This window comes from Ruminococcus sp. CAG:379, assembly GCF_000434255.1.
Lineage (GTDB): Bacteria > Bacillota > Clostridia > Oscillospirales > Ruminococcaceae > Ruminococcus_F > Ruminococcus_F champanellensis.
On record NZ_FR894889.1, the window covers coordinates 7,048 to 28,906 of the forward strand.

A 21,859-nucleotide genomic window follows, 5' to 3' on the forward strand; every position below is an offset into this window, starting at 1 on the left:
GGCGGTACATTACGCAGTGGTGCGTGGAGTCGGGGAATCCAGCCTGAAAAACAGCTTTTTCAAGCAGGCGGTCATGATCCTGTACGCAGTGGGTCGCACTTTAAAAATGAGTTACCGGACAGCGCATCAGATCGACGGGTTTGTGCCCTATGTGTTGCCTCCTTTGGAAAGATTCTGGTACAAGAGCCAGGAGGGGAGATCGGATGCAACCGGAACGGGCATGCTATATTGGACATTGGCGAGTCGGTTACCGGATTTTGTGACCCGGGCGGATTTTGACTGGGCAGTGCAGCATACAACGGAGCAGCGGGATATGGACTGTGCCTATGCCAGGTTTGTGACCATGGAGGAGGGGCTGTGCGTCCAGTGCCTGCACATTGGTTCTTATGCGGAACGGGCTCGCACCATTGAGCGGATGCATCACTTCCTTGGGGCAAATGGCTATGCCTTTGATCTGACGGAGCAAAGACAGCACCACGAGATTTATCTGTCGGATGCGAGAAAGATCCCGCCGGATCGTTTGCGAACCCTGCTGCGGCAGCCGATCCGGNNNGCTGCGGCAGCCGATCCGGATGCGGCAAAAGGAGGAATTGTATGAAGAAGTGGTATGCGGAGGAATACGAATTTGAAATTGAAGTGGCTGGCTTTTTGCGGGGAAAGCATACCGAGCGGTATTGCCGGAACGGTGAGGAGATCGGCGACAAATACACCTGTACTTATGGCTGTCCGGTGAATCAGGACGGCTACGGCATCTGTCCGAAAGCAATGCTGGTGCTGTATCCGAAGATGGAGGCGATCCGGGCAGGCGGTGATCTGGAGCGGATCGGAGGAGACGGCCGCTATCAGACTACTGTGGTCTGTCCGGACGGCTGTGTGTTGTTCCGGCTGACCGCGACCCCCTTGGGCAATGAAAACTTTTTTACCGGGCACTTTTTTGATGCAGAGTGATATCAGAGCATATATAAAAACAGGCTATCCGAGTGTATTCGGATAGCCTGTTTTGACGCTAAGGCAAGATTACTGGGCAGGTTTGCTGGCGTTGTTCCGTTCCCGGTTCCGGTAAGCGGAGGGGGTGACCCCGGCGGTCTGCCGGAACATGCGGCTGAAATAATTCTGATCCTCAAAGCCGCAGTTCCAGGCGATTTCGCCGACGGGAAGCTGTGTGTTCTGGAGCAGCTGCTGGGCTTTCTGGATCCGCAGATTGGTTATGTAGGCGTTGGGGGACACGCCGTATGCTTCCTTGAACAGACGGCTGAACTGCCGCTGGGAATAGCCGGACATCTGTGCCAGCTCCGCTACACTGATGCTGCTGCAAAAATGTCCTTCCATGTAGGCGGTGGCGGCGGCAAGCTGCATGACGCATCGGTGCTGCTCCGTATTAGTCAGCTGGTATAGCCGGGAAAGCCGGACGCAAAGCTGCAGAAAGCAGGCGTAGCAATAGGTCTGCCATCCCTCCTGCTTCCGGTTGTACTCGGTGATCATATCTCGGATCATGGCCTTGACTGCGGCAAATTCCTGACTTTGGAGATGCAGCCGGCTGGAAAAACGGTGATTCTGCAAATAGTGGGGCGCAACTACGAACAGTGCCTGGAAACCGGGGGACTGGCGGATGTTGTAAATGTGTTCAAACAGCACCTCCGGCCGGAACATAATGTTGCAGATCCGAAAATCGCTGACCCCGGTGAAGCCGTGCTCCGTATCCTGGTTGATGACAAACACATCCCCCTTGGAGATGGGGTAATGCTCCGTGCCTACGGTATGCTCCGCACTGCCCTCCAGCACGATGACCAGTTCCGAAAAGTCCTCATGACCGTGCAGATAACACTCGGAATCATGGTAGCCGTATTGAATGAAAAACGGGAAGTCTTCAGATTTTGTAAAGATCCACAGCGGCAGACGTATCATGTTTCTCCCCCTTCCGGTTGTATGCTTCTATTGTAGCATGGAGTCTGGAGCCTGTCAATGCCATGTCTGTTTTGTGCTAAAAACCGCACAGCATCCTTCTACCGTCCTGCATTTGGATGTGTTATACTGATTATATCACCACACGAAGGCAGGAGGGTATTATGAAAAAACGAGCATTTGCATACGCAGCGGCGGCAGCATTGTCTCTGACGCTGTGCTTCGGAACGTATCCCGCATCCCGGCTCACTGCCGGATCCATTGCAGAAGCCGCAGAGGAGGCGAGTACCATCGCAAACAGTCAGATCAGCACCAACCAGTTTAAAAATATCAATTACAACAACCCGATTTCCCCGGCATTTTTCTGTGCCGATCCCACCGCAGTGGAGTATAACGGCAGGCTGTACCTGTTTGGCACCAACGACCACCAGCAGTTTGAGGTCAAGGGCTCCGAGGTGGATAATACCTATGAGCAGATTAAGTCCCTGGTGGTGCTTTCTACAGATGATATGGTAAACTGGACTTATCATGGGGAGATTCATGTGGATCAGGTTGCTCCCTGGATCACCAACTCCTGGGCCCCCTCCATTGTTTCCCGGGTGGAGGATGACGGACTGACCCATTTTTATCTGTATTTCTCCAACAACGGTTTGGGCGTGGGCGTAATCACCGCAACGGATCCGCTGGGTCCCTGGACGGATCCCCTGGGCAAGCCCCTGATTTCCACTTCCACCCCCGGACTGAATGGCTGCCCCAACCCTTTTGACCCGGGTGCAGTGATCGATGAGAACGGCGTGGGCTGGCTGTCCTTCGGTGCCGGAAAGGCACCCGGCGGCACAGATTATATGCCCGGCTCTGCCCGGATCGTCCGGCTGGGGGAGGATATGGTTTCCTTCGACAGCGACTTTCAGAACATTCCGGCACCCTATTTGTTTGAGGCAAGCGAGCTGAATTACATCAACGGCACCTATGTGTATACCTACAATACGGATTGGTCGGATCATTCCAAGCAGTGGGAGTATGACTGTGATCCCCCTTCCGGATGCAGTATGGTGTACATGACCACCAAAACTCCCTTGGATCCGGACAGCTGGGTTATGCGGGGCGAATGCTTCCAGAACCCGGGACAGAGCGGTTTTGATTACTCCAACAACCATACCCACATGCAGAAGTTCCGGGATCAATACTATATGTTCTATCATACCCTGATGCTGAAGCAGGGTAGCAGCTACCGGAGCATGCAGGTGGATCGGATCAGCGTGGATGAGGACACAGTGACCATCACAAAAACCGGCGGCACGAAAAAGGGTGTACAGACCATCCAGGGGGTAGACCCCTTTGCAGTGCAGAATGCCGCTTCTTTAAACAATACAGCGGATATGGTATACAACACTGACAGCATGCAGAACCCATACCTCATCAGCGATGCAGCCGGTGCCTGGAGCAGCGTCCGCAGCGTGACCTTTACCGGCTCCAGAGTACCTGCACAGCCCACGGTGGATCCGGCGGACTATGTGCTGACCAAGGTGGATACCATTATGTATCAGATTTCCGTGACGGATGTGGACAAAGCCACTACTCTGTCCATGCATCCATCCACCAAGGCGGGGACGGACTGCACCGGCACAGCGGAGATCACCGGCACCGGGAATTACACCATTACCTGTGACATGGGTGGTGCGGAAGGTATGTCCAACATGGGCTACTTTACTGCATCCGATGATGCGCAGATCACCTTTACCATTGATACCATGCTGGTAAACGGCACCTATGCCTTTGACCTGTCCACGGAGCTGACCAATACCCGGGAATGGGCGGACGGTCTGCGGAATATCTGGAACGGCTTTTCCGATGGGGACACGGTATACACCGGCGAAAATGCTGCATTCCGCTACAGCAAGTCTGCGGATACAATTCAGCTTTATACCGGAGAAGCATCCGGAGAAACCGGGGCAAATGCACCTTTGCTGGAGGATTCGGCAGTGCTGACCGCAGAGGTACGGGGTACCGGCACTATGGAGGTGCGGCTGGATGCGCCTACGGGACAACTGCTGACCAGTGTCAGCTTTGATGCTCCGGATGCATTCGCCAAGGTATCCGGCAAGGCATTTACCGGCATCGGCGGCACTCACGATCTGTATTTTGTGTTCTCCGGCAAGAATATTGCATTCCGCAGCTGGCAGGTGGAAAGCACCGCTGAGCGGCTGATGGGGGATGTGAATGCGGATGGCGTATGCAGCGTGGCAGATGTGGTAGCACTGCAAAAATATCTCATTAAGCAGACGGACACGCTGGCGGATCCCAAAGCAGGGGACTACAATGGGGACGGTGTATTGACCGGCATGGATCTGGTACGTATGAAGCGTGCATTACTCGGATAAAGCAATATTGTACTGATTTTTAGGAAACAGCATTTCGGTAGCACTGAAATGCTGTTTTTTGTGCTGGATTGGTCATAAAATAGATGCAATTTGTTATTGCTTTGGACGTTTTTCATGTGATATGCTGTATGTATAGAAATTAACGCGTGCGGCAGAAAAATATATGCAGATTGCCGCATGGGGCAGGGAAACAGGGAGGAATTGAATATGATATCCAAAATGAAGCGTTGTCTGGCGCTTGCCGTGGCAATGACTGTCACCTTTGCCGGAACCAATGCTCTCGGCAGCCGGAATCCCGCATCCGCCGAAACCTACGACAATGGAGGGAATTACTGGGGACTGGAGAATACCCGCTCTGCCGAAACGGGGAACCGGATCCTGGTGGATCTGAACCGGAACGATGGCAGAAAAGCATCCTATTCCAGAAAGGCAAACAACTGGTGCTTCCCCAGAGGCAGCGCATCCGGCTCAGTGAAATTTCAAGGCATCACCTTTACCCTCAGCAACGGGGGCGGTGCAGCAGGCAATCTGCTCAGTGAAAACGATAAGACACTGCAAAAGCTGGATCTGAGCCATCCCTATCTGACCATGGACGGGGTGACGGTGGACAATACCAACGGCGGCGGCATCATTAAGCTGGAGATCGCCGGTTTGTCCGCCGGTACTCATTCCCTCAAGACCTGGCACAGCTGTGTGGGTAAGGGCAATTCTGCCGGATCCATGAAAATTACCATCAACGGCAAGACCACCCAGACCGGCGTGGCATGTCCCACCCGTGTGGCCAGTGAGGACGATGCCGGGATCTCCTACTCCACCTTTGAGGTGACAAAGGGACAGACTGTGACTGTGCTGATTGCACCGGAGGGTAAGGGCAATGCCTGGCTCAATGCCTTTGAGCTGGATGGGGGAGACCCGGTACAGGGCATTTCCAAAATGTCGCCGGCAGACCAGGAGTTCCACCATGATGCTGCAAAGGGCTTATCCTGGACGGCAGGAAAGAATATGAAGAGCCAGGATGTGTATATTGGTACGGATTACAACAGCGTCTTTTCCGCAACCCATCAGTCTCCGGAATTCAAGGGGAGTCAGACCGACACCAGCTTTAGCCTGGATGACAGTTATTCCTCCATTCCCACCTATTACTGGCGGGTAGACACAATCGATAAAAATGGAAACACCATTAAGGGTGCCGTGAATTCCTTCCAGCTGACCCGGCTTGCCTTCCCCACCGCAGAGGGCTACGGCAGATTTGCCCGGGGCGGCAGAGGCGGACAGGTGATCCATGTTACCAATCTGAACGACAGCGGCGAGGGCAGTCTGCGCTGGGCGCTGTGTGATCCCCAGTGGCTGACAGAGGATTGGCAGGGCGTGCCCCGTGTGATTGTATTTGATGTGGGGGGCGTGATTGCTCTGAAGGATCGTCTGGTGATCCCGGACAACGGAGGCAACGTATACATTGCCGGACAGACCGCACCCGGAGACGGCATCACCCTGATCAATTATGACTTCGGCGGCATGGGAACCTCGGATCTGGTGATCCGGGATGTGCGTGTACGTGTGGGGGATATGAACGGCAAATCCTCCGGCGGCATGGGTCTTGGCAGCTGCAATCACTCCATTGTGGATCACTGTTCCATTTCCTGGGCGACGGATGAGGGCTTTTCCTCCCGAAGTGCAGCAAATATTTCCTTCCAGTGGAACATCATCGGAGAATCCCTTCACGATTCCGTGCATTATGACGGAGATCGTACCGGAACGGAGACCCATGCCTTTGCTGCATCCATCAGCGGCAACAAGGGCAGCTTCCACCACAATCTGCTCATCGACTGCACCGGACGGAACTGGTCCCTGGCAGGGGGAACGGAGCAGGATGAGACTTACGGCGGACAGTTGGATATCCGGAACAATGTGGTCTATAACTGGCGGGACCGAACCACGGATGGGGGCGCAAGACGGCTTAACTTTGTAAACAACTATTATAAAGCAGGAGCAGAAAGCAATACCAGTCTTCATGTGGTATCCACCGACGGCAATGAGCTTGGGTGGGCGGACTGCCAGAAGATGTATGTATCCGGCAACGTGATGCTGGATCAGAAGGGTAACTACCTGCTGCGGGCATCGGACAATGCCTGGGACAAGGGTAAAGCGGTTTCTGCCAACAGGAACTGCACCACAGCGGACGTGCGCAGCGATCAGCCCTTCTTTGAATCCTATGTGAATACCCAGTCTGCGGAGGATGCCTACAAGAGCGTCATTGCCGGAGCAGGAGCGGGCGGCGCATCCGAGACCGGCTGGGATTACATTGACGCCCGGTATATTCAGGAGGTCACCAAGGGCACCTATACCTATACGGGCAGCAAGCAGGGACTCGAGGGCATTATCGACAGCCAGAACGATGCGGGAGGCTATCCCAATCAGAACAACTTCAAGCACAGCACTGATGGGGTGTGCAATGCGAAGAACGATACTGACCGGGACGGTATGCCGGATGCCTGGGAGATCGAGCATGGGCTGAATCCGAAGGATCCCACAGATGGAGCAAAGGTAAGCCTGTCCGGGGATGACTACACCAATCTGGAAATGTTCCTGAACGAGCTGGCAGGAGATCCGGTGGAATACAACGGAACGCCGGTGAAGCGGGATCCCATTGACGGAAAGCTAATCCGGAGTCTGGAGGTACTGGACAACGAAAACTACATGGACTGGTCCATTCGCTATGATCTGAAGGCCGGGGATCCGGTGTTCGGCGACCGGGAGGTGACCTTTGTCACGCTGCCCAAGTATCTGAACGGTGCAGAGTACATTTGTACGGCGGCAGATTCCAAAACATGCACAACGGATGCAGCATCCTTTACTGCCGGAGAGGATCTGACGGTGTATGTGGGTCTGGACACCCGTGTGACCAGTGAGCCTGCATGGCTCCAGGGATGGATCCGGACAGAGGATACGGCAGTTAACTCCAACCAGGTCGCATTCCGGATCTATAAAAAGGATGTGTCCAAGGGAGACACTGTGGTTCTTGGTGCAAACGGTCAGTCCAGCGGCTGTGTGTTCTATACTGCCTTTGTGACTTTGCAGGGCGTATCGCCGCTGCTTGGAGATGTGGATGCGGACGGCGATGTGGATGCAGCAGACGCAAAGCTTCTGCGTGATTACCTGGTACGTCGGACGGCGTCCTTGCCGGATGCTCAGGCAGCCGACCTGAACGGGGACGGCATTTTGAACGCTGCTGATCTTGCCATTCTGAAATCCATGCTGCTGGATTGAGCTGTCATACCATTTCATTTGACATTCCGTGCGGAAAATTGTATACTATATATAATAGTATAGGACAGCAATGACGCACGGAGGAAGCTATGCATGCAGTAGGAAAAATTGGGGTGATCGCACCGCCGATCACCCATGCGCTGATCGTGGATGCGCTGGACGGCATTGACCGGACAGCCCGGGCAGCCGGATATGATGTGGTAGTGTTCACCTGTTCCACCAATCCAAAGCAGCCCTATTCTAAGGTGCGGGATCCTTTTTATATCCACCATATCAGCGGCGAAAAGGAGATCTATGACCTGGCGGTCCGGGTGGATCTGGATGGATATATCATCCTGGCGGATTATTTTTTTGATCAGGAATTTGTGGGAGAGCTTTTGCGGCAGTTTCATCAGCGGGGCGCAAGATGCGTGGTGCTGGAAAAGGAGAATAAGCTGTACCCCTATGTGTATGCGGAACAGCAGAAGATCGTTTACCGGATCACAGAGCATCTGATTCAGGTGCACGGCTGCAAGCTGCTCTACTGTCTGACCGGTCAGAAGGATCGGTTTGAAGCGATCCAGCGACGGGATGGGTTTTTAGAGGCGCTCCGGGACAATGGACTTCCGGTTTCTGAGGAACAGGTTTTCTACGGGAACTTCTGGATGAACACTGCGCAGGATTTCGCCAATAAGATCCTGAACGGAGAGGTGCCAAAGCCGGACGGGGTGGTATGCGCCAACGATATGATGGCCATTGCCCTGTGTGATGCCCTGCAGGCAGGGGGAATTTCCGTGCCCGGGGATGTAGCGGTGACCGGTTATGACGGCACCATGCAGGCACTGATCCACGATCCGCCGGTGACGACGGTAAAAGGCTGCGGGCAGCAGGCTGGGCAGCTGGCGGTGGAAAATCTGCTGAAACAGCTGGGTGTGCAAAGCCCGTGTAAGCCTTTGGAGCCGACGCTGATGCTGGGAGGCAGCTGCGGCTGTCCGGTGTCCCCAGAGGTTGCTGTCGCTGCTGTGGAACAAAGCAATACCATTACCCGGCAGCAGATGCTGACGGAGGCGTATATGAACGCCAACCACATTGTCCGGCTGTCCAGTGCGGCGAATGTGCAGGCGCTGCAGCTTCGGATCAGCGAAATTGCCTATCTGGTGCCGAACTGGACGGAAATCGACGTGTGCGTATGCAGCGGCTGGCTGGGGAAATTTCAACAGGGACAGTCCTACCAGCTGCATCGGTATACAGACCGGATGCTGCTTCTGATGGGCACCCGGGTCGGAGAATATGCCCGTGCCGGTGCCAGCTTTCCGGCACGGCAGATCCTGCCCCGCTTTGCGGAGCCTCATGCGCCCATGGTGGTGCGGTTGACCCCGCTGCACAGCGATCAGGATATTTACGGCTACTGTGCTGCAGCGTTTCAGCATGCTGCAGATTGTCAGATGGATTTTCATTATTCCAACTGGTGTGGCGCCGTTTCCAATGGGTTCCGTATGCTGCGCAGCAAGCTTTATACGGATTTTCTCCAGAAGAAGATGGCGCAGTACGATACCCATGATATCCTCACTGGTTTTTACAATCACAAGGGCTTCTTGCAGCAGCTGCCCCAGCATGCCGCCCAGGGCGGAATCGGGATACTGTTGATTCAGTGCCCCCGGGCGGAGAGTACGGAGCATGTGTTCATGCTGGCAAATGTGCTTCGATTGCTGCATGGAGGCGGTCTGCATGCAAGATTCAGTGATTCTGTGTTTGCTGCCGCCTTCGCCGGGGAACCCAAGGAACTGCGGGAGACCATGGATCTGTGGATCCTGCGGATGGAGCAGGCGTTGGAGGATCTGAAGCGTGTGTCCCCCGGCGGAGAGCATGCAAACGTGCGGTATGCTGTTTGCGTGATTACCGACATGGAGCATGCCCAGGAGCAGATCGATGCCTGCATGCTGGAGATGACCTCCAAAACGGCGCTTTCCCCATTTCGGTCAGAACTGCAGGATGCCCTTTCGGATGCGCAACGGCGGATCTACGCTTTTCCGGAACGGGACTGGAACATTGACGAGCTTTGCCGGAGCGTCGGCATCAGCCGGGGGTATTTTCAGCGGAATTACAAAGCCCAGTTCGGCATTTCCTGCGGAGAGGATATTATTCAGGCACGGATGCAGCGGGCAAAAAAGCTGCTGGCGGATACCACACTGACGGTGCAGGAAATTGCCGACCAGTGCGGCTATAAAACCCCGACGCATTTTATGCGGCAGTTCAAGGAGCGGGCAGGGATTTCTGCTACCCAGTACAGAAAAAAATACGCAAAACAATGTAGATAGCAGTGCGTGCTGCTGTTCATACGGAGGGAAATGGAATGAAGAATAGATTCAGGCGTCTGACGGCGCTGCTGACGGGCGTGGTGACGGTGTTGTCGGCATCCGTATCCATGCTGCCCAAAACGGATACCATGGCGGACGCTGCCGGACTCATCAAAGCTTTCCCCGGCGCAGTGGGGGGCGGCAGCTATGCCACCGGCGGCAGAGGCGGCACGGTGGTGCATGTGACCAATCTCAACGACAGCGGCACCGGATCCTTCCGGGATGCAGTCAGCCAGCCCAATCGGATCGTGGTGTTTGACGTAAGCGGTACCATTGAGCTGAAAAAGGATGTCGTGGTGTCCTCCAATGTGACCATTGCGGGACAGACCGCACCCGGCGGTGCCGGCATCACCTTGAAAAATTTCAAGCTGGGGCTTGGGGGCGAAAACTGCATCGTCCGGTTTATCAGCTCCCGGCCGGGCGAGCGGGGTACCAATGCGGACTATGACGCATGGGGCGGTGCCAATGGCGCCAATTCCATTGTGGATCATTGCTCCCTGGGTTGGGCAAACGATGAGCAGTGGGGGCTGTATTCCAAGTGCGACAATCTGACGGTACAGTATTCCGTCATCGGCCCTTCCAATTCCTTCTCCTATCACAGCAAGGGCATCCATGGTTTTGGAATCATGCTGGGTCGTGCCAATGTGACCTGGGATCACAATCTGATCGTACATAACGTATCCCGGAATTACCGGGGCAAGGTTACGGATCAGAATGCTTCTGATTTTACCAACAACGTGATTTATAACTGGGGATACCAGACCGCCTACGGCACCATTGCCCATGTGAACTATGCAGGGAACACCTTGAAACTGGGTCCCTCCACCAATGGGGGCACCCATTATATCCAGGTGTCCAACGATGACAAATTCAAGGTATTCCTGGAGGGGAACCGGATCCTGAACATGGACGATTCTGTGCGGAACGGGGAGAACGCCAACTGGTCTGCTATCAGTTTCAAGACCGGCAAGAGCGAAGCCACCACCCGGTCGGATTCTCACTTTCCGGTGATGTCCAACGGGGTGGACGTATCTGCGGCGCTCACTCTGGAGTCTGCGGCGGATGCTTACAACCACGTCATTGACCATGCTGGCAATGGCATTACCTCGGATACCCGTACTGCCATCGATCAGCAGGTGGCATACGAGACTCGTACCGGCACCGGTTATCTCACCGGCGCCAGACCTTATTCCGAGGCAAATGATTCCCAGAAGGCGACCATTGATAAGTACAAGATCCAGTGCGGCGTGACTTATGAATACCCGTCGCCGGTTCTGAACAAAACCATTACCGACAGCGACAATGACGGCATGCCGGATGATTGGGAGCTGGCAAGAGGACTGAATCCCAAGGATCCCAGTGATGTAAACGGGGATTACTGTGGACAGGGCTACACCAATATTGAATACTATTTGAATGACCTGACGGTGGATGCATTTCCGTCAGGCGTGGTGACGCTCTCACCGGAAAAGGATCCGGTGAAGTCAGGCGCTGTGATGGACACAGCCCACATCTATCAGTTCCGGAATGTGGGCAGTGGTCTGTTCCTGGAGGTGGCAGGAGGTACTGCTGCCAACGGAACCAATGTGCAGCAGGGCAGCGGCAGTGCCAATGGCTGGATGATGCAGGATGCAGGGGACGGCTACTACCGGATCTGCTCCGAAGTGGGGGACGGCAAGACCTATTACCTGGATCTGGATTACGGCAAGACGGATAACGGTACCAACATCGGCATCTACAGCAATACGCAAAGCGATGCACAGCTGTTTAAGTTCCTGGATAACGGGGATGGTACCTATACCATTGCCACCAAGCCTACCAAGGATCAGAGCTGTATTGGCATTGCAGCCGGATCCAAGGAGGAAGGCGCCAATGTGGTACAGTGGGCAAGGGACGGCAGCGATAACCAGAAATGGAAGCTGGAGCGGAAGATACTGCCCCTGAAGGGCACCCTGATCCGGAATCTGCTGGTGCAGGATATGGAGAATGACGGGGACTGGTCCATTGCACAGAGCATCCAGAACGGCGATCTGGTATTCGGCGACCGGGACACAGTCTATACGACCCTGCCGGCACAGCTTGCAAAGGCGGAGTATATCCGCACGGCATGCGACTCGAAAAACAGCACTTCAGATCTGGCGGTGTTTACAGCCGGAGCGGATCTGACCGTGTATGTGGCGCTGGACAGCCGTGTGACTGCACTGCCCAGCTGGATGCAGGATTGGACAGCCACGGGGCTGACTGCGGAAAATGACAAGGGCGTGCAGTTCCTTCTCTACAGCCGCCAGGCGGCAAAGGGGGAGGAGATCACCCTGGGCAGCAACGGGCAGACCAGCGGCTGCGTGGGATACACCGTATTCGCAGTTGGCGCCAGTCGGCTGGCAGGGGATGTGAACGGGGACGGCGCCTTTTCCATTGCGGATGCAGTCTCCCTGCAAAAGTGGCTCTGTGGGGGCGATCCACTGTCGGATTGGCAGGCAGGTGACCTGAACGGAGACGGTCGGATCGATTCCGTTGATCTTTGTATGATGAAGCGAATGTTGTAAAAGAGTGCCGCCGGAGTGTCTGCTCCGGCGGCTTTTTCTGCGTCTTTGTGCCGGCTGCGGCGACTATGACGCTTTTTGACAATTGTAACAAAAAGCTGTATATCAAAATAAAAAAGCGGGAGAATGCCGATTTTCTTAAGGCAACACCGCACAAACTATGTAGAGCTTGCAAAGCAGGAATGGGACATTGCAACAGGCGGCAGTGTGCTGAGCCTGACCGATGAGGACGGCAAGACCTCTGAGCATCAGTAGGTAACCCAGGAAGAAGCATCTGATATTATGACATATCCGGCTTCTCTGGTTGGCTGATTTTCGTTCTTGCAAACCAAAAGGGACTGCGTTATGCAGTCCCTTTTTCTGTTTTGTTACAAGGATGCCGCAACCGCATCCGCCAGGGCATCCAGCTCCGGCAGCTGGGCTTCGGTCAATGCGGATTTGATGTGGATCACCGGCTCCAGGATGGTCATGTTCTGCATGGATTCCAGTACCGTGCGCATCTGATTGCCGGCAGTGGCAGCCCAGGTGCCATTGTCCAACAGCCCGACGGTGCGGTTTTTCAGGCTGTGTGCCTTCAGCTCCAGCAGCAGCGTTTCCATGCAGGGGAAGATCCCGGCGTTGTAGGTGGCGCTGGCAAAGATCAGATGGCTGCACCGGAAAGCTTCTGCCACCAGAAGGGAGGGGTGGGTCACGGACACGTCATACAGCAGCACGTTTCGGACGCCCCGTTCCGCCAGTCGGGATGCCAGTAAAAAGGCGGCCGCCTCTGTATTGCCGTACACGGAGCCGTAAGCGATCATGACGGCGGATTCCTCCGGTGTGTAGCTGCTCCAGTGCATGTACTTGTCCAGGAACCAGCCGATGTTTTCTCTCCAGATGGGACCATGGAGGGGGCAGAGCATTTGAATCTCCAGACTGGCAGCCTTCTTTAGCAGAGCCTGCACCTGGGAGCCGTATTTGCCTACGATATTGGTGTAATAGCGGCGTGCATCCTCCAGCCACTGACCTTCAAAGGGGATTTCGTCCGCAAACAGATTGCCTCCCAGTGCGCCGAAGGTGCCGAATGCATCAGCGGAGAACAGGATCTTGTCGGCGGCGTCATAGGTGACCATCACCTCCGGCCAGTGTACCATGGGTGCCATCACAAAGGAGAGGGTATGTCTGCCGGTGGTCAGAGTATCACCCTCCTTGACGGTCTGACTGCGTAGTGCCGGGAACGCTCCGAAAAACTGTCCGATCATGTCCAGTGCTTTCTGGGTGCATACCACAACAGCTTCCGGATATCGGTGCAGCACCTGTCCAAGGGCGGCGCAGTGATCCGGCTCCATATGGTTCACGATCACATAATCCAACTGCCGCTCTCCCAGCAAATGCTCCAGATTTTCCAGGAACACGTTGCTGACGGACTTGTCCACCGTATCCAGCAGCACGGTTTTTTCGTCCATCAGCAGGTACGCATTATAGGACACACCCCGGGGGATGGGGTAGACGTTTTCAAATAGCGCCAGCCGGCGGTCGTTCCCGCCAATCCAGTAAAGATCCTCTGTAATTGCTCTGTGCTGATACATCGTGTCATACCTCCTGTAATCTGATCACGCCAGTGCTTCGTCCAGTCTTTGCAGCAGTGTCTGCCTGTCACAGTAGCCGGTCATCCGTGCCAGCTGTTTGCCGTTTTGAAAGATCAGCAGCGTAGGAATGCTGTCAATCTGGAACTGCTGCGCCAGAAGCGGCTCCTCATCCACATTGATCTTGCAGACACGGATATCCTGCCGCTCCTGGGCGATCTGTTCCAGAACCGGTGCCAGCATTCTGCATGGACCGCACCAGGTAGCCCAGAAGTCCACCAGAACCGGCTGCTCTGCTTGCAGCACCTGCTGCACAAAATTATCCTTTGTTACGGTAATCTCCATAAAACATCCTCCTTTGTATGTTATGGTGTGCTTTTTTTCTTATTTTATCACGGAATTTCCGGGAAATCTGTTGCAAAAGCAACACTTTATTGCCGAGGGCGTGTTGCCTTGACAATGCCGGGAAATCCGGGTACAATTGGTTTTGAAAAAACCGAAAAAAATTTTGAAAATCGTGAAACCTTTTGATGTGCTGAATCGTATTATGAGTGAAAGCGCTTACGGAATGAATATTCCGTCTTATAAGTCAAAAAAGGGGGCGATCATGTGGAGAATACGCCTGTGCAGCTTCGTGCCCGGTTTGAAGCCGTTGTGCGGGAACACGGCGATGACGTGCTGCGTGCTGCCATGATGCAGCTCAGCAACCGAGCTGACGCAGAGGATGTGGTGCAGGAAACCTTCCTGCGCTATGCCACCTCCGCACCCAGGTTCGTTTCGAAGGAGCATGAAAAAGCATGGCTGCTCCGGGTGGCCATCAATCTTGCAAAGGATATGCGCAAAACCGTGTGGAATCAGAAAACCATGCAGCTGATCCCGGAGCAATGCGGCTGTATTCCGTTCAAGGAAAAGACCACGGATGTGTACGATGCGGTGATGACGCTGCCGGAAAAATATAGAATTGTAGTGCATCTGTTTTACTATGAGGGCTACTCTGTGCGGGAGATCAGTGATCTGACCGGCTTGCGGGAGCCTACTATTAAAACACAGCTTAGCAGAGGAAGGGCATTGCTGAAAGATATTCTGGAAGGAGCTGAATCTTATGCGTTTTGATGACTCTTACAGACAGAAAATTGACCAGATGCATCTGGATGATGCATTTATCGCAAAACTGGCAGACCAGATGACAGAGGCGGCAACAAATCGAGAGCATATAGAAGTCATGGAAATGGATCCGGGGCAGCCCGGCCGGCACCGCAGAAAGTGGGTCAGTGTGGCAGGCACGATTGCCGCTGCCGCTGCGATTATTGCACTGACTTTGAATATGACGCTTCCCATCAATGAGGGCGTTATCCCTTTGGCACCGGGAAGCGGAACGGGTAACGGATCCCTTTCCGACACCAGTCAGGAGCTGACCAGTTCGATTCTGGCGGTGCGGGAATACCCCTTTACCGGGACGGCGTTTGCCCTGTATCAGGATATGGAGCATACGGTGGATCCGGAGCAGTACAACAGGCTGGAAAGCCGCATCAACAGTTGGTTCTATTATGATACCGAAATGCCGGACGGGGATCCTGCGTTGCATTTATCTTTCCTGGAGCGGGTGACCGAGCCTGCCATGCAGGCGTGGCTGATGCAGATGATGACCGGCTTTGACCAGCAGGAAAATGCAAAAATCCAGGCAAGCGGTCAGGAGCTTGCGTTTGAAGGCTACAATTATGACGGCTTTGAAACGAAGCTGGAGGAGGCAGTGTTGGGGGAGCAGACACAGGCAGTGCTGCTGACCCCGAATCAGGATTTTACAGAATTGTCTCGGAATTGCCGGAAGATTTCTTATCTGTCGGATGGGGATGGTACCTTCTGCGCCATGAACGGGGTGGCAAGTGCCGGATACAATCAGCTCTATTATGATGTGCAGGAGGCTGCATATACCACCACTGACAATGAGGTACACTGGGGCGTGATCGTGTACGAGTACCTGCTGACGCCGGAGGGGACTGTGACGGATGCGTCCACCGGAGATGTGATCGGCAGCTATTTTACCAACGACAGTTATTATGCCAAGATGGATCTTGCCGATGCCAAATACGGCAGCTACGATTCCGGATACACCTTTGAACTGGAGCAGGGCACTGCGCGCACTGCATATCTGTTTGAACTGACCAGTCCGGATGCCAACGGCGATACCTTCACTTTGTACAACAAGTATCCTCTGGAGCAGGAGGGCGCGCTTGTACACGTTCCGAATGAAACGGACGATTACACCCAGCTTGAGGATTTTATCTATTATTACGCCCAGCGGGCGGCAGCTATGCCGTCGGTGGAGGATCTGTCCAGGATCACCGCAAAAGACCAGGATTTCCTGGTATGGGCATTGCAGCAGGTAGAATACATGCGTCATCTGGAATTGCCCGTTGTCTACGACTTCACCCTGGAGGAGATCGAACAATATCTGCAGCTTACCTATAATGAGACGATCACACTGCCCAAGGATGCGGATTACGAGCTTCTGGCAAAGATGGCTGGCGTGACCTATCGGGACGGCGTGTTCTCTTGTTTAAACTCCCAGAGCAATATTGAAAAAGGGGGCACGATCCTGGATCGGAACAGCATGCAGGTGACTGAGCTGGATGATGGGGCGTTCCTGGTGACGGCGGATGCTTATATGTGTCGTCAGAATCAGTGCTACAGCATGATCGATGAAGAGGCGGCAGGCACTTACCGGCTGGAAAATGGTGCGTATACCGTACAGACTTCCAGTCAGTACGGCTGTCAGCATACCCGGCAGTACCTGTTCCGCATGCAGGCGGTGACGGAAAGCCGGACGGATCTGAAGTTGAACATCCGACTGGAGGATGCGGTGCTGAAGGACAGTGCCATCACCTCCATGCAGATTATCAGCAAGGACGAAATGACCCAGTATCTGTCTACGGCGGATGACAGTCCCTTTGCTGACGATGGCACAGCAGCCAATTATCCCACCACCTCCATCCAGGTGCAGCGGGCATCCGTTTTGCCGAACGGGACGCTCCAGGCTGTGGATCAGCGACTGATCGATACCAAAAATGCGGTAGGCATTGAATACCGCACCGTGACCCGGCACAGCGTGACCCTGAACCTGGATGCCAAGCATGTGGACTGCTATATTTACCGGCATGCAGACGGCAAGCTGGCAGCAGTTACAGCGCCCCAGGTGGCTGGTCAAAGCGCCAGCCGGAAGCTGGATCTGCCTGCGGAGGCGGGGGAGTATACCCTCATCGCAGTGGATCGTACCAATTCCGTCAGCTATCTTTGCCTGGTGAAGGTTGGCTGATCTGAAGGCAGTACCACGCTATCTTGGCGGGGGATTGTCTGAACTTGCTTACTTCTCAGGATGACCCGTCAGCCCCATAAGGGCTTGACGGAGTTGTCCTACGTTTTCTCCATCCCATATATACGGACAGCACCGCACAAAGCATGCAATTGCCTTGTACGGTGCTGTCTGTTGTTGGGGATCATGACTCGGCTCGGCTCGTCGTATGGAGCGCTTGCTGTACCAATAGGGGGATTTCTCCGGGCTGCATATGCAGCGCCAGGGCAAATTCCTCGTTGAGTATCTGCTCTGCGCTATGCAGGGCGGCTTCGTCCGAGGAGGACAGTTTTTTGCCGGCTCGACTTTGTGCTTCCTGCTGGGTGTGCAACGATTTGACCATTGTGAGTAGCTGCTCCGGGTCGTCCTGCCTCAGGATCTGATGAAACAGCTCCTTTCTGGCGTTTCGATCCGCACACCACCTACACGGAAGATCCTGTATGTGCTGAATCAGATCGTGTACCTGTGGGGCATCCATCAGGGGTCGCAGCTTGGAAGCCGCAGTGAGGACAGGTATATAGTATACCGAATGTGTACCCTCCCGCAGAGGCTCCAGCTTATAATATTCCGTTTCATGTACTCCATCGAAGCATTTTTTCTCCCTGCTCAGGATCCGGCAGATGCCCGTGGCACTGTACATCACCCAGGAGCCGATTTCAAATTCCATGTTCCATGCCTCCGTTTCAACGGACAGTCCCTCCGGTGCCGGAGCGTATGCTGTCCTATTTATATGATACCATATTTTCGCATGGAATGCCATGGACTTTTTGCATAAAACAACGCTATTGCATGCTGCGCAAAGATGACAAACAGACGGTGCTGCTCCGTTGCATTTGCCGCCGGGGTGTGCTATAATATGCAGGGCGGAGCACGCCCGGAAAGTAGAGGATAGCATGAAGAACATTGTTTTGATCGGGATGCCGGCAACGGGGAAAAGCACGGTGGGTGTAATTCTTGCCAAGCGTCTCGGCTATGATTTTCTGGATACGGATATTGCCATCTGCAAAACAACCGGCAGAACCCTGCCGGTGCTGCTGGAGCAGGAGGGGGTGGATGGCTTTGTCCGCATCGAAGGACAGGTAGCGTCCGGCCTTACATGTGAGGGCACCGTGATTGCCACAGGGGGAAGCATGGTGCTTTCGCCGGGCGCCATGGAACACCTGAAGGAAAACGGGGTGATCGTGTGGCTGGATACCCCCTTGGAGGTGCTGCAGGCACGGCTGCCGGAGCATTTATCCGACCGGGGCGTGGTGGCTCCCAACCACATGACCGTCCGGGAGCTATTTGTACAGCGCCGTCCCCTGTATGAGCAGTATGCGGATTTGACCGTAGCCTGCGATGGGGATATGGAGCATGTGCTGAACCGGCTGGAACGGGGCGTGGCACCTTTTTTGGATGCGGTTGTGTTGTCCCGATAAAGATAAAGTGATCCCCCGGTGTACGGAAGGAACCGTATGCCGGGGGATTTTTTGCTTATTTTGTAATGGTGATGGTGTATGTATCGTTTTCCAGGGCACCCACTGTGATGGTAACCCCCGGATCGATGGACTCGTTCTCGGAACTGTCATACCAGCCAAAGCCGGATACGCTGTTGTTGATTACATCGCCCTGGTGGAAGAAGTTATCCCCATCTGTGTCGTTGACGATGCGGATGGCACGGATGCCCACCCCATCGTTGTTGTACTCGGTGCCATTCTGGTACTTGAGGTAGGTGTACCAGTAATCCCGCTGGAGGGTGGCGTTGATGTGATAAATGCGCACACCGCTGCCGCTGGTCTGCCACCAGGGGAGACTACTGTTGTTGGCCTGGGCACTGGCGTATTCGATCACAAAATATTCGGAGAAATACTGGCCATCCAGTTCCCCGTAGGGAATGATGACGCAGTTGCCGTTCTGGGTCTGTGCGTTGTGCAGGGTAAAGGTCTGGATGCCGGTGGTATTGTCATACACTGCGATCTGGTCGGACTGATACCAGCCCAGCATCAGTTTGGAGAAGGCACCGAAATCAGAGGATGCGTCCGTATCCATCAGTTCAATGCCGGCAGCGCCGTGCATGCCCTCGCTGTCCGTGCCCCAGTACAGGTAATAATCCGGCAGACCCATGCAGTGTCCCATTTCGTGGAGATAGCTGCTGACAAAGTTCTTATAATCAGTTTCGCTTTCAATCTGGGCATTGCCTGTGATAATGTGGCCGATCGCCATGCCGTCTACCCGATAGCTTTCGTCCCCGAATGCACCGGCGCAGGGCCACCAGTCCGTATCCCCTGCAGCGGTGGGCACGGTGAACAGCGTGGCATCAATCTTGCCGTCTCCATTGCCGTCAAATTTGGTGAAGTCCTCGCTGTCCTTGAAGGCTTCGTAGCACTCCTTTGCCAGCTTTACCTTATCAGTGCCGTATGCGGAGGCGTTTTCCCTGGTGGTATAGCGGAAGGTCTTTCCGCCCAGCTCCATAGCTCCCTTGGAGGAGCGGCTGTAGAAGGCACGCATGCTTTCAAAAGGATAGATGGCGCTTTCCGTACTCTCCGGTCCAAAGGCAATCTGATCGATGTATTCGGCGGAGGGATCATAGGTATACTGGCAATCCGGGAAGTCTACATAGAAGATCACCAGCTCTGCCTCTCCCTGGGAGGGGAGGGACGCCTTGACTTCCTTGATGGGCGCATCGATAAACTGCGCATCCGGAACGTCGATTTCCTCATAAATGCCGATTGGCTCTGCAAAGCCCAGACAGATGCGCTTGATATACGCCAGGTCAATGCTGTCTACGGTGCCGTTTGCGTCAGCATCCGCATTCAGCCCGTATTCCGCCATCAGCGGCTGGGCATTGGTCAGATGCTTGGAAAGAATTACGGCGTCCGCAATGGTTATGGTCTGATCCTGATTCAGATCTCCCCGGTAACCCCTGAGGACGGTGTGCTTTGCCGCTGAGGATGAAAGTCCCGGCAGCATGGCGGCTGCGCAGACAGTAGCCAGCAGCCCTGCATGGATGCGATGGATTCTGTTCATGTTTTCCCCCTGTTCTGTGCGTCATGTATGCACATTTTGTTAACAATACAATTATACTAGTATTTTCATAACATGTCAATATACTTTTGTAACTTTCGCAATATGTTTTCAATCCATACAGAAAAGCCGTCCGGAATGGTTTCCGGACGGCTTTGTGCGGGGACAGTATCGTTTTAGGGAGTGTTGACACTAAGATAATATGCAGATTTTCGAGCATAAATTTTACGTAGACAAGGCAAAAAGTCGCAGGCAGGCTGTCGCCTGTCAAGACTTTTTAACGCAGAATGCGTGAAATTTTGCCGAAAAGATGCGTTGTTAAGCTTAGTGTCAACACGACCTAAGGCAACACCTCACATCGCTTGTGAAATGTGACCTGAAACAAAGGGAGGAAGCACATGTGGCAGGCCCGAAGCAGGATCATCGCCAGAATAATCACACCAGTGACGATGAAAATGCCTGCCATGCCCTTGCCCATAATGGGCAGTGTATCCAGAAACGCTTGTACATTCAAACTCATTTGTTTCACCTCATCCCAGCATATTCAGCAGCAGTCCGCCCGCAATGACAGATGCGATCTGTCCGGAAACGTTGACCCCCACCGAGTGCATCAGCAGGAAGTTTTCCGGATCCTCTTTCAGTCCCATTTTGTGTACCACTCTTGCAGACATGGGGAATGCAGAGATGCCGGCGGCACCGATCATAGGATTGAGTTTCTTCTCCTTGGGCAGGAACAGGTTGATGATCTTTGCTACCAGCACGCCGCCGGCGGTGTCAAAGATGAATGCCACAAGCCCCAGACCGATGATCAGCAGGGTGTTCAGAGTCAGGAAATATTCCGCCTGCATTTTGGTGGCGATGGTGATGCCCAGGAACAGGGTCACCAGGTTGGACAGTACCTTTTGCGCCGTTTCCGACAGGGAGTTCAGTACACCGCATTCCCGGATCAGATTGCCGAACATCAAAAAGCCGATCAGCGCCACGCTCCGGGGAGATACGATGCCGGTGATCATGGTGATGATAATGGGGAACAGGATCTTGGTGCGCTTGGAAATTTTCCGCTGATGATAGGGCATCCGGATCAGCCGCTCCTTTTTGGTGGTCAGCAGCTTGATCACCGGGGGCTGCACCAGGGGAACCAACGCCATGTAGGAGTATGCGGCAACCATAATGGCGCCGATGTACTTGGAGTGCATGTAGTTGGCAACGAAAATGGATGTGGGGCCGTCCGCAGCGCCGATGATGCCGATGGATACCGCATCCTTCACGTCAAAGCCCAGCAGGGACGCCAGACTGAAGGTGAAGAAGATGCCGAACTGGGCGGCGGCACCGAAGATCATCAGCTTGGGGTTGGACAGCAGAGGCTCAAAGTCGATCATGGCACCGATCCCCACAAACAGCAGCAGGGGGAACAGCTCGTTGGCGATGCCCGCCCCGAACAGCACGTCTATGACGCCTACCTCCTCGGTTCCGTTGTAGATCTGAGTGACGGCGCCGGACAGGGGCAGGTTTA

General features: G+C 54.3%; 17 protein-coding genes (1 of these 17 cut by a window edge). 10 read left to right on the plus strand and 7 right to left on the minus strand.

From position 1 onward, the window contains the following. Window positions 1–220 precede the first annotated feature (220 nt). Together QVO51_RS10985 and QVO51_RS05810 are read left to right on the plus strand one after the other, a co-directional pair. Window positions 221–598 carry a GyrI-like domain-containing protein gene (locus tag QVO51_RS10985; RefSeq protein WP_441295911.1) on the plus strand — a complete coding sequence of 126 codons (378 nt, stop codon included), beginning with the start codon at window positions 221–223 and terminating at the stop codon, window positions 596–598. Continuing rightward, complete coding sequence (locus QVO51_RS05810) at window positions 595–948, plus strand: TIGR04076 family protein (protein ID WP_022357607.1); 354 nt, start codon at window positions 595–597, stop codon at window positions 946–948. Before QVO51_RS10985 ends, QVO51_RS05810 begins: the two co-directional genes overlap by 4 nt. Before the next feature lie 69 nt (window positions 949–1,017). Here the strand turns inward: QVO51_RS05810 and QVO51_RS05815 are convergent, their stop codons facing one another. Then, the gene (locus tag QVO51_RS05815) at window positions 1,018–1,905 is read right to left on the minus strand and encodes an AraC family transcriptional regulator (protein WP_022357608.1); all 888 of its coding nucleotides are present in this window, start codon (window positions 1,903–1,905) and stop codon (window positions 1,018–1,020) included. Between the two features lie 161 nt (window positions 1,906–2,066). On the opposite strand from QVO51_RS05815, the gene QVO51_RS05820 reads away from it, so the two are divergent. From QVO51_RS05820 to QVO51_RS05840, 5 genes are all read left to right on the plus strand, one after another. After that, window positions 2,067–4,283: a family 43 glycosylhydrolase gene (locus QVO51_RS05820; RefSeq protein WP_022357609.1), complete on the plus strand. Its 2,217-nt coding sequence runs from the start codon at window positions 2,067–2,069 to the stop codon at window positions 4,281–4,283. A gap of 207 nt (window positions 4,284–4,490) precedes the next feature. Beyond that, window positions 4,491–7,550: a dockerin type I repeat-containing protein gene (locus QVO51_RS05825; protein ID WP_022357610.1), complete on the plus strand. Its 3,060-nt coding sequence runs from the start codon at window positions 4,491–4,493 to the stop codon at window positions 7,548–7,550. Between the two features lie 89 nt (window positions 7,551–7,639). Continuing rightward, entirely contained in the window at window positions 7,640–9,847 is a 2,208-nt protein-coding gene (locus tag QVO51_RS05830; protein ID WP_022357611.1) for a substrate-binding domain-containing protein, read from the plus strand. 35 nt (window positions 9,848–9,882) lie between these two features. After that, on the plus strand, window positions 9,883–12,432 hold the full coding sequence (locus tag QVO51_RS05835; RefSeq protein WP_022357612.1) for an RICIN domain-containing protein: 2,550 nt from the start codon (window positions 9,883–9,885) through the stop codon (window positions 12,430–12,432). A gap of 123 nt (window positions 12,433–12,555) precedes the next feature. Continuing rightward, window positions 12,556–12,684, plus strand: a complete 129-nt coding sequence (locus tag QVO51_RS05840; protein ID WP_276748321.1) for a hypothetical protein — start codon at window positions 12,556–12,558, stop codon at window positions 12,682–12,684. A gap of 113 nt (window positions 12,685–12,797) precedes the next feature. On the opposite strand, the gene QVO51_RS05845 is transcribed toward QVO51_RS05840, so the two are convergent. Then, window positions 12,798–13,997, minus strand: coding sequence for an FprA family A-type flavoprotein (locus QVO51_RS05845; RefSeq protein ID WP_022357613.1), 1,200 nt, complete (start codon window positions 13,995–13,997; stop codon window positions 12,798–12,800). A gap of 24 nt (window positions 13,998–14,021) precedes the next feature. Then, window positions 14,022–14,339: a thioredoxin gene (gene trxA / locus QVO51_RS05850; protein WP_022357614.1), complete on the minus strand. Its 318-nt coding sequence runs from the start codon at window positions 14,337–14,339 to the stop codon at window positions 14,022–14,024. A 264-nt stretch (window positions 14,340–14,603) separates the two neighbouring features. Here trxA and QVO51_RS05855 point away from each other — a divergent pair, with 264 nt between their 5' ends. Beyond that, window positions 14,604–15,107, plus strand: a complete 504-nt coding sequence (locus tag QVO51_RS05855; protein ID WP_022357615.1) for an RNA polymerase sigma factor — start codon at window positions 14,604–14,606, stop codon at window positions 15,105–15,107. Beyond that, on the plus strand, window positions 15,097–17,307 hold the full coding sequence (locus tag QVO51_RS05860; protein ID WP_022357616.1) for a hypothetical protein: 2,211 nt from the start codon (window positions 15,097–15,099) through the stop codon (window positions 17,305–17,307). The genes QVO51_RS05855 and QVO51_RS05860 overlap by 11 nt, the downstream gene beginning before the upstream one ends. Window positions 17,308–17,488: 181 nt before the next feature. On the opposite strand, the gene QVO51_RS05865 is transcribed toward QVO51_RS05860, so the two are convergent. Further along, window positions 17,489–18,010, minus strand: a complete 522-nt coding sequence (locus QVO51_RS05865; protein WP_022357617.1) for a CarD family transcriptional regulator — start codon at window positions 18,008–18,010, stop codon at window positions 17,489–17,491. A gap of 226 nt (window positions 18,011–18,236) precedes the next feature. Between QVO51_RS05865 and QVO51_RS05870 the strand changes: the two genes are divergently transcribed. Further along, window positions 18,237–18,761 carry a shikimate kinase gene (locus QVO51_RS05870; RefSeq protein ID WP_022357618.1) on the plus strand — a complete coding sequence of 175 codons (525 nt, stop codon included), beginning with the start codon at window positions 18,237–18,239 and terminating at the stop codon, window positions 18,759–18,761. A gap of 55 nt (window positions 18,762–18,816) precedes the next feature. Here the strand turns inward: QVO51_RS05870 and QVO51_RS05875 are convergent, their stop codons facing one another. The 3 genes from QVO51_RS05875 to QVO51_RS05885 all read right to left on the minus strand — a co-directional run. Further along, window positions 18,817–20,349: a dockerin type I domain-containing protein gene (locus tag QVO51_RS05875; protein ID WP_022357619.1), complete on the minus strand. Its 1,533-nt coding sequence runs from the start codon at window positions 20,347–20,349 to the stop codon at window positions 18,817–18,819. Window positions 20,350–20,686: 337 nt separating this feature from the next. After that, window positions 20,687–20,866 (minus strand): hypothetical protein, encoded by a 180-nt coding sequence (locus QVO51_RS05880; protein ID WP_022357620.1) that lies wholly within the window; start codon window positions 20,864–20,866, stop codon window positions 20,687–20,689. 10 nt (window positions 20,867–20,876) lie between these two features. After that, on the minus strand, window positions 20,877–21,859 hold the 3' portion of the coding sequence (locus QVO51_RS05885; RefSeq protein WP_022357621.1) for a sodium ion-translocating decarboxylase subunit beta. 169 nt of this gene lie beyond the right edge of the window; only the last 983 of its 1,152 coding nucleotides appear in the window; the start codon falls outside the window, past its right edge; its stop codon occupies window positions 20,877–20,879.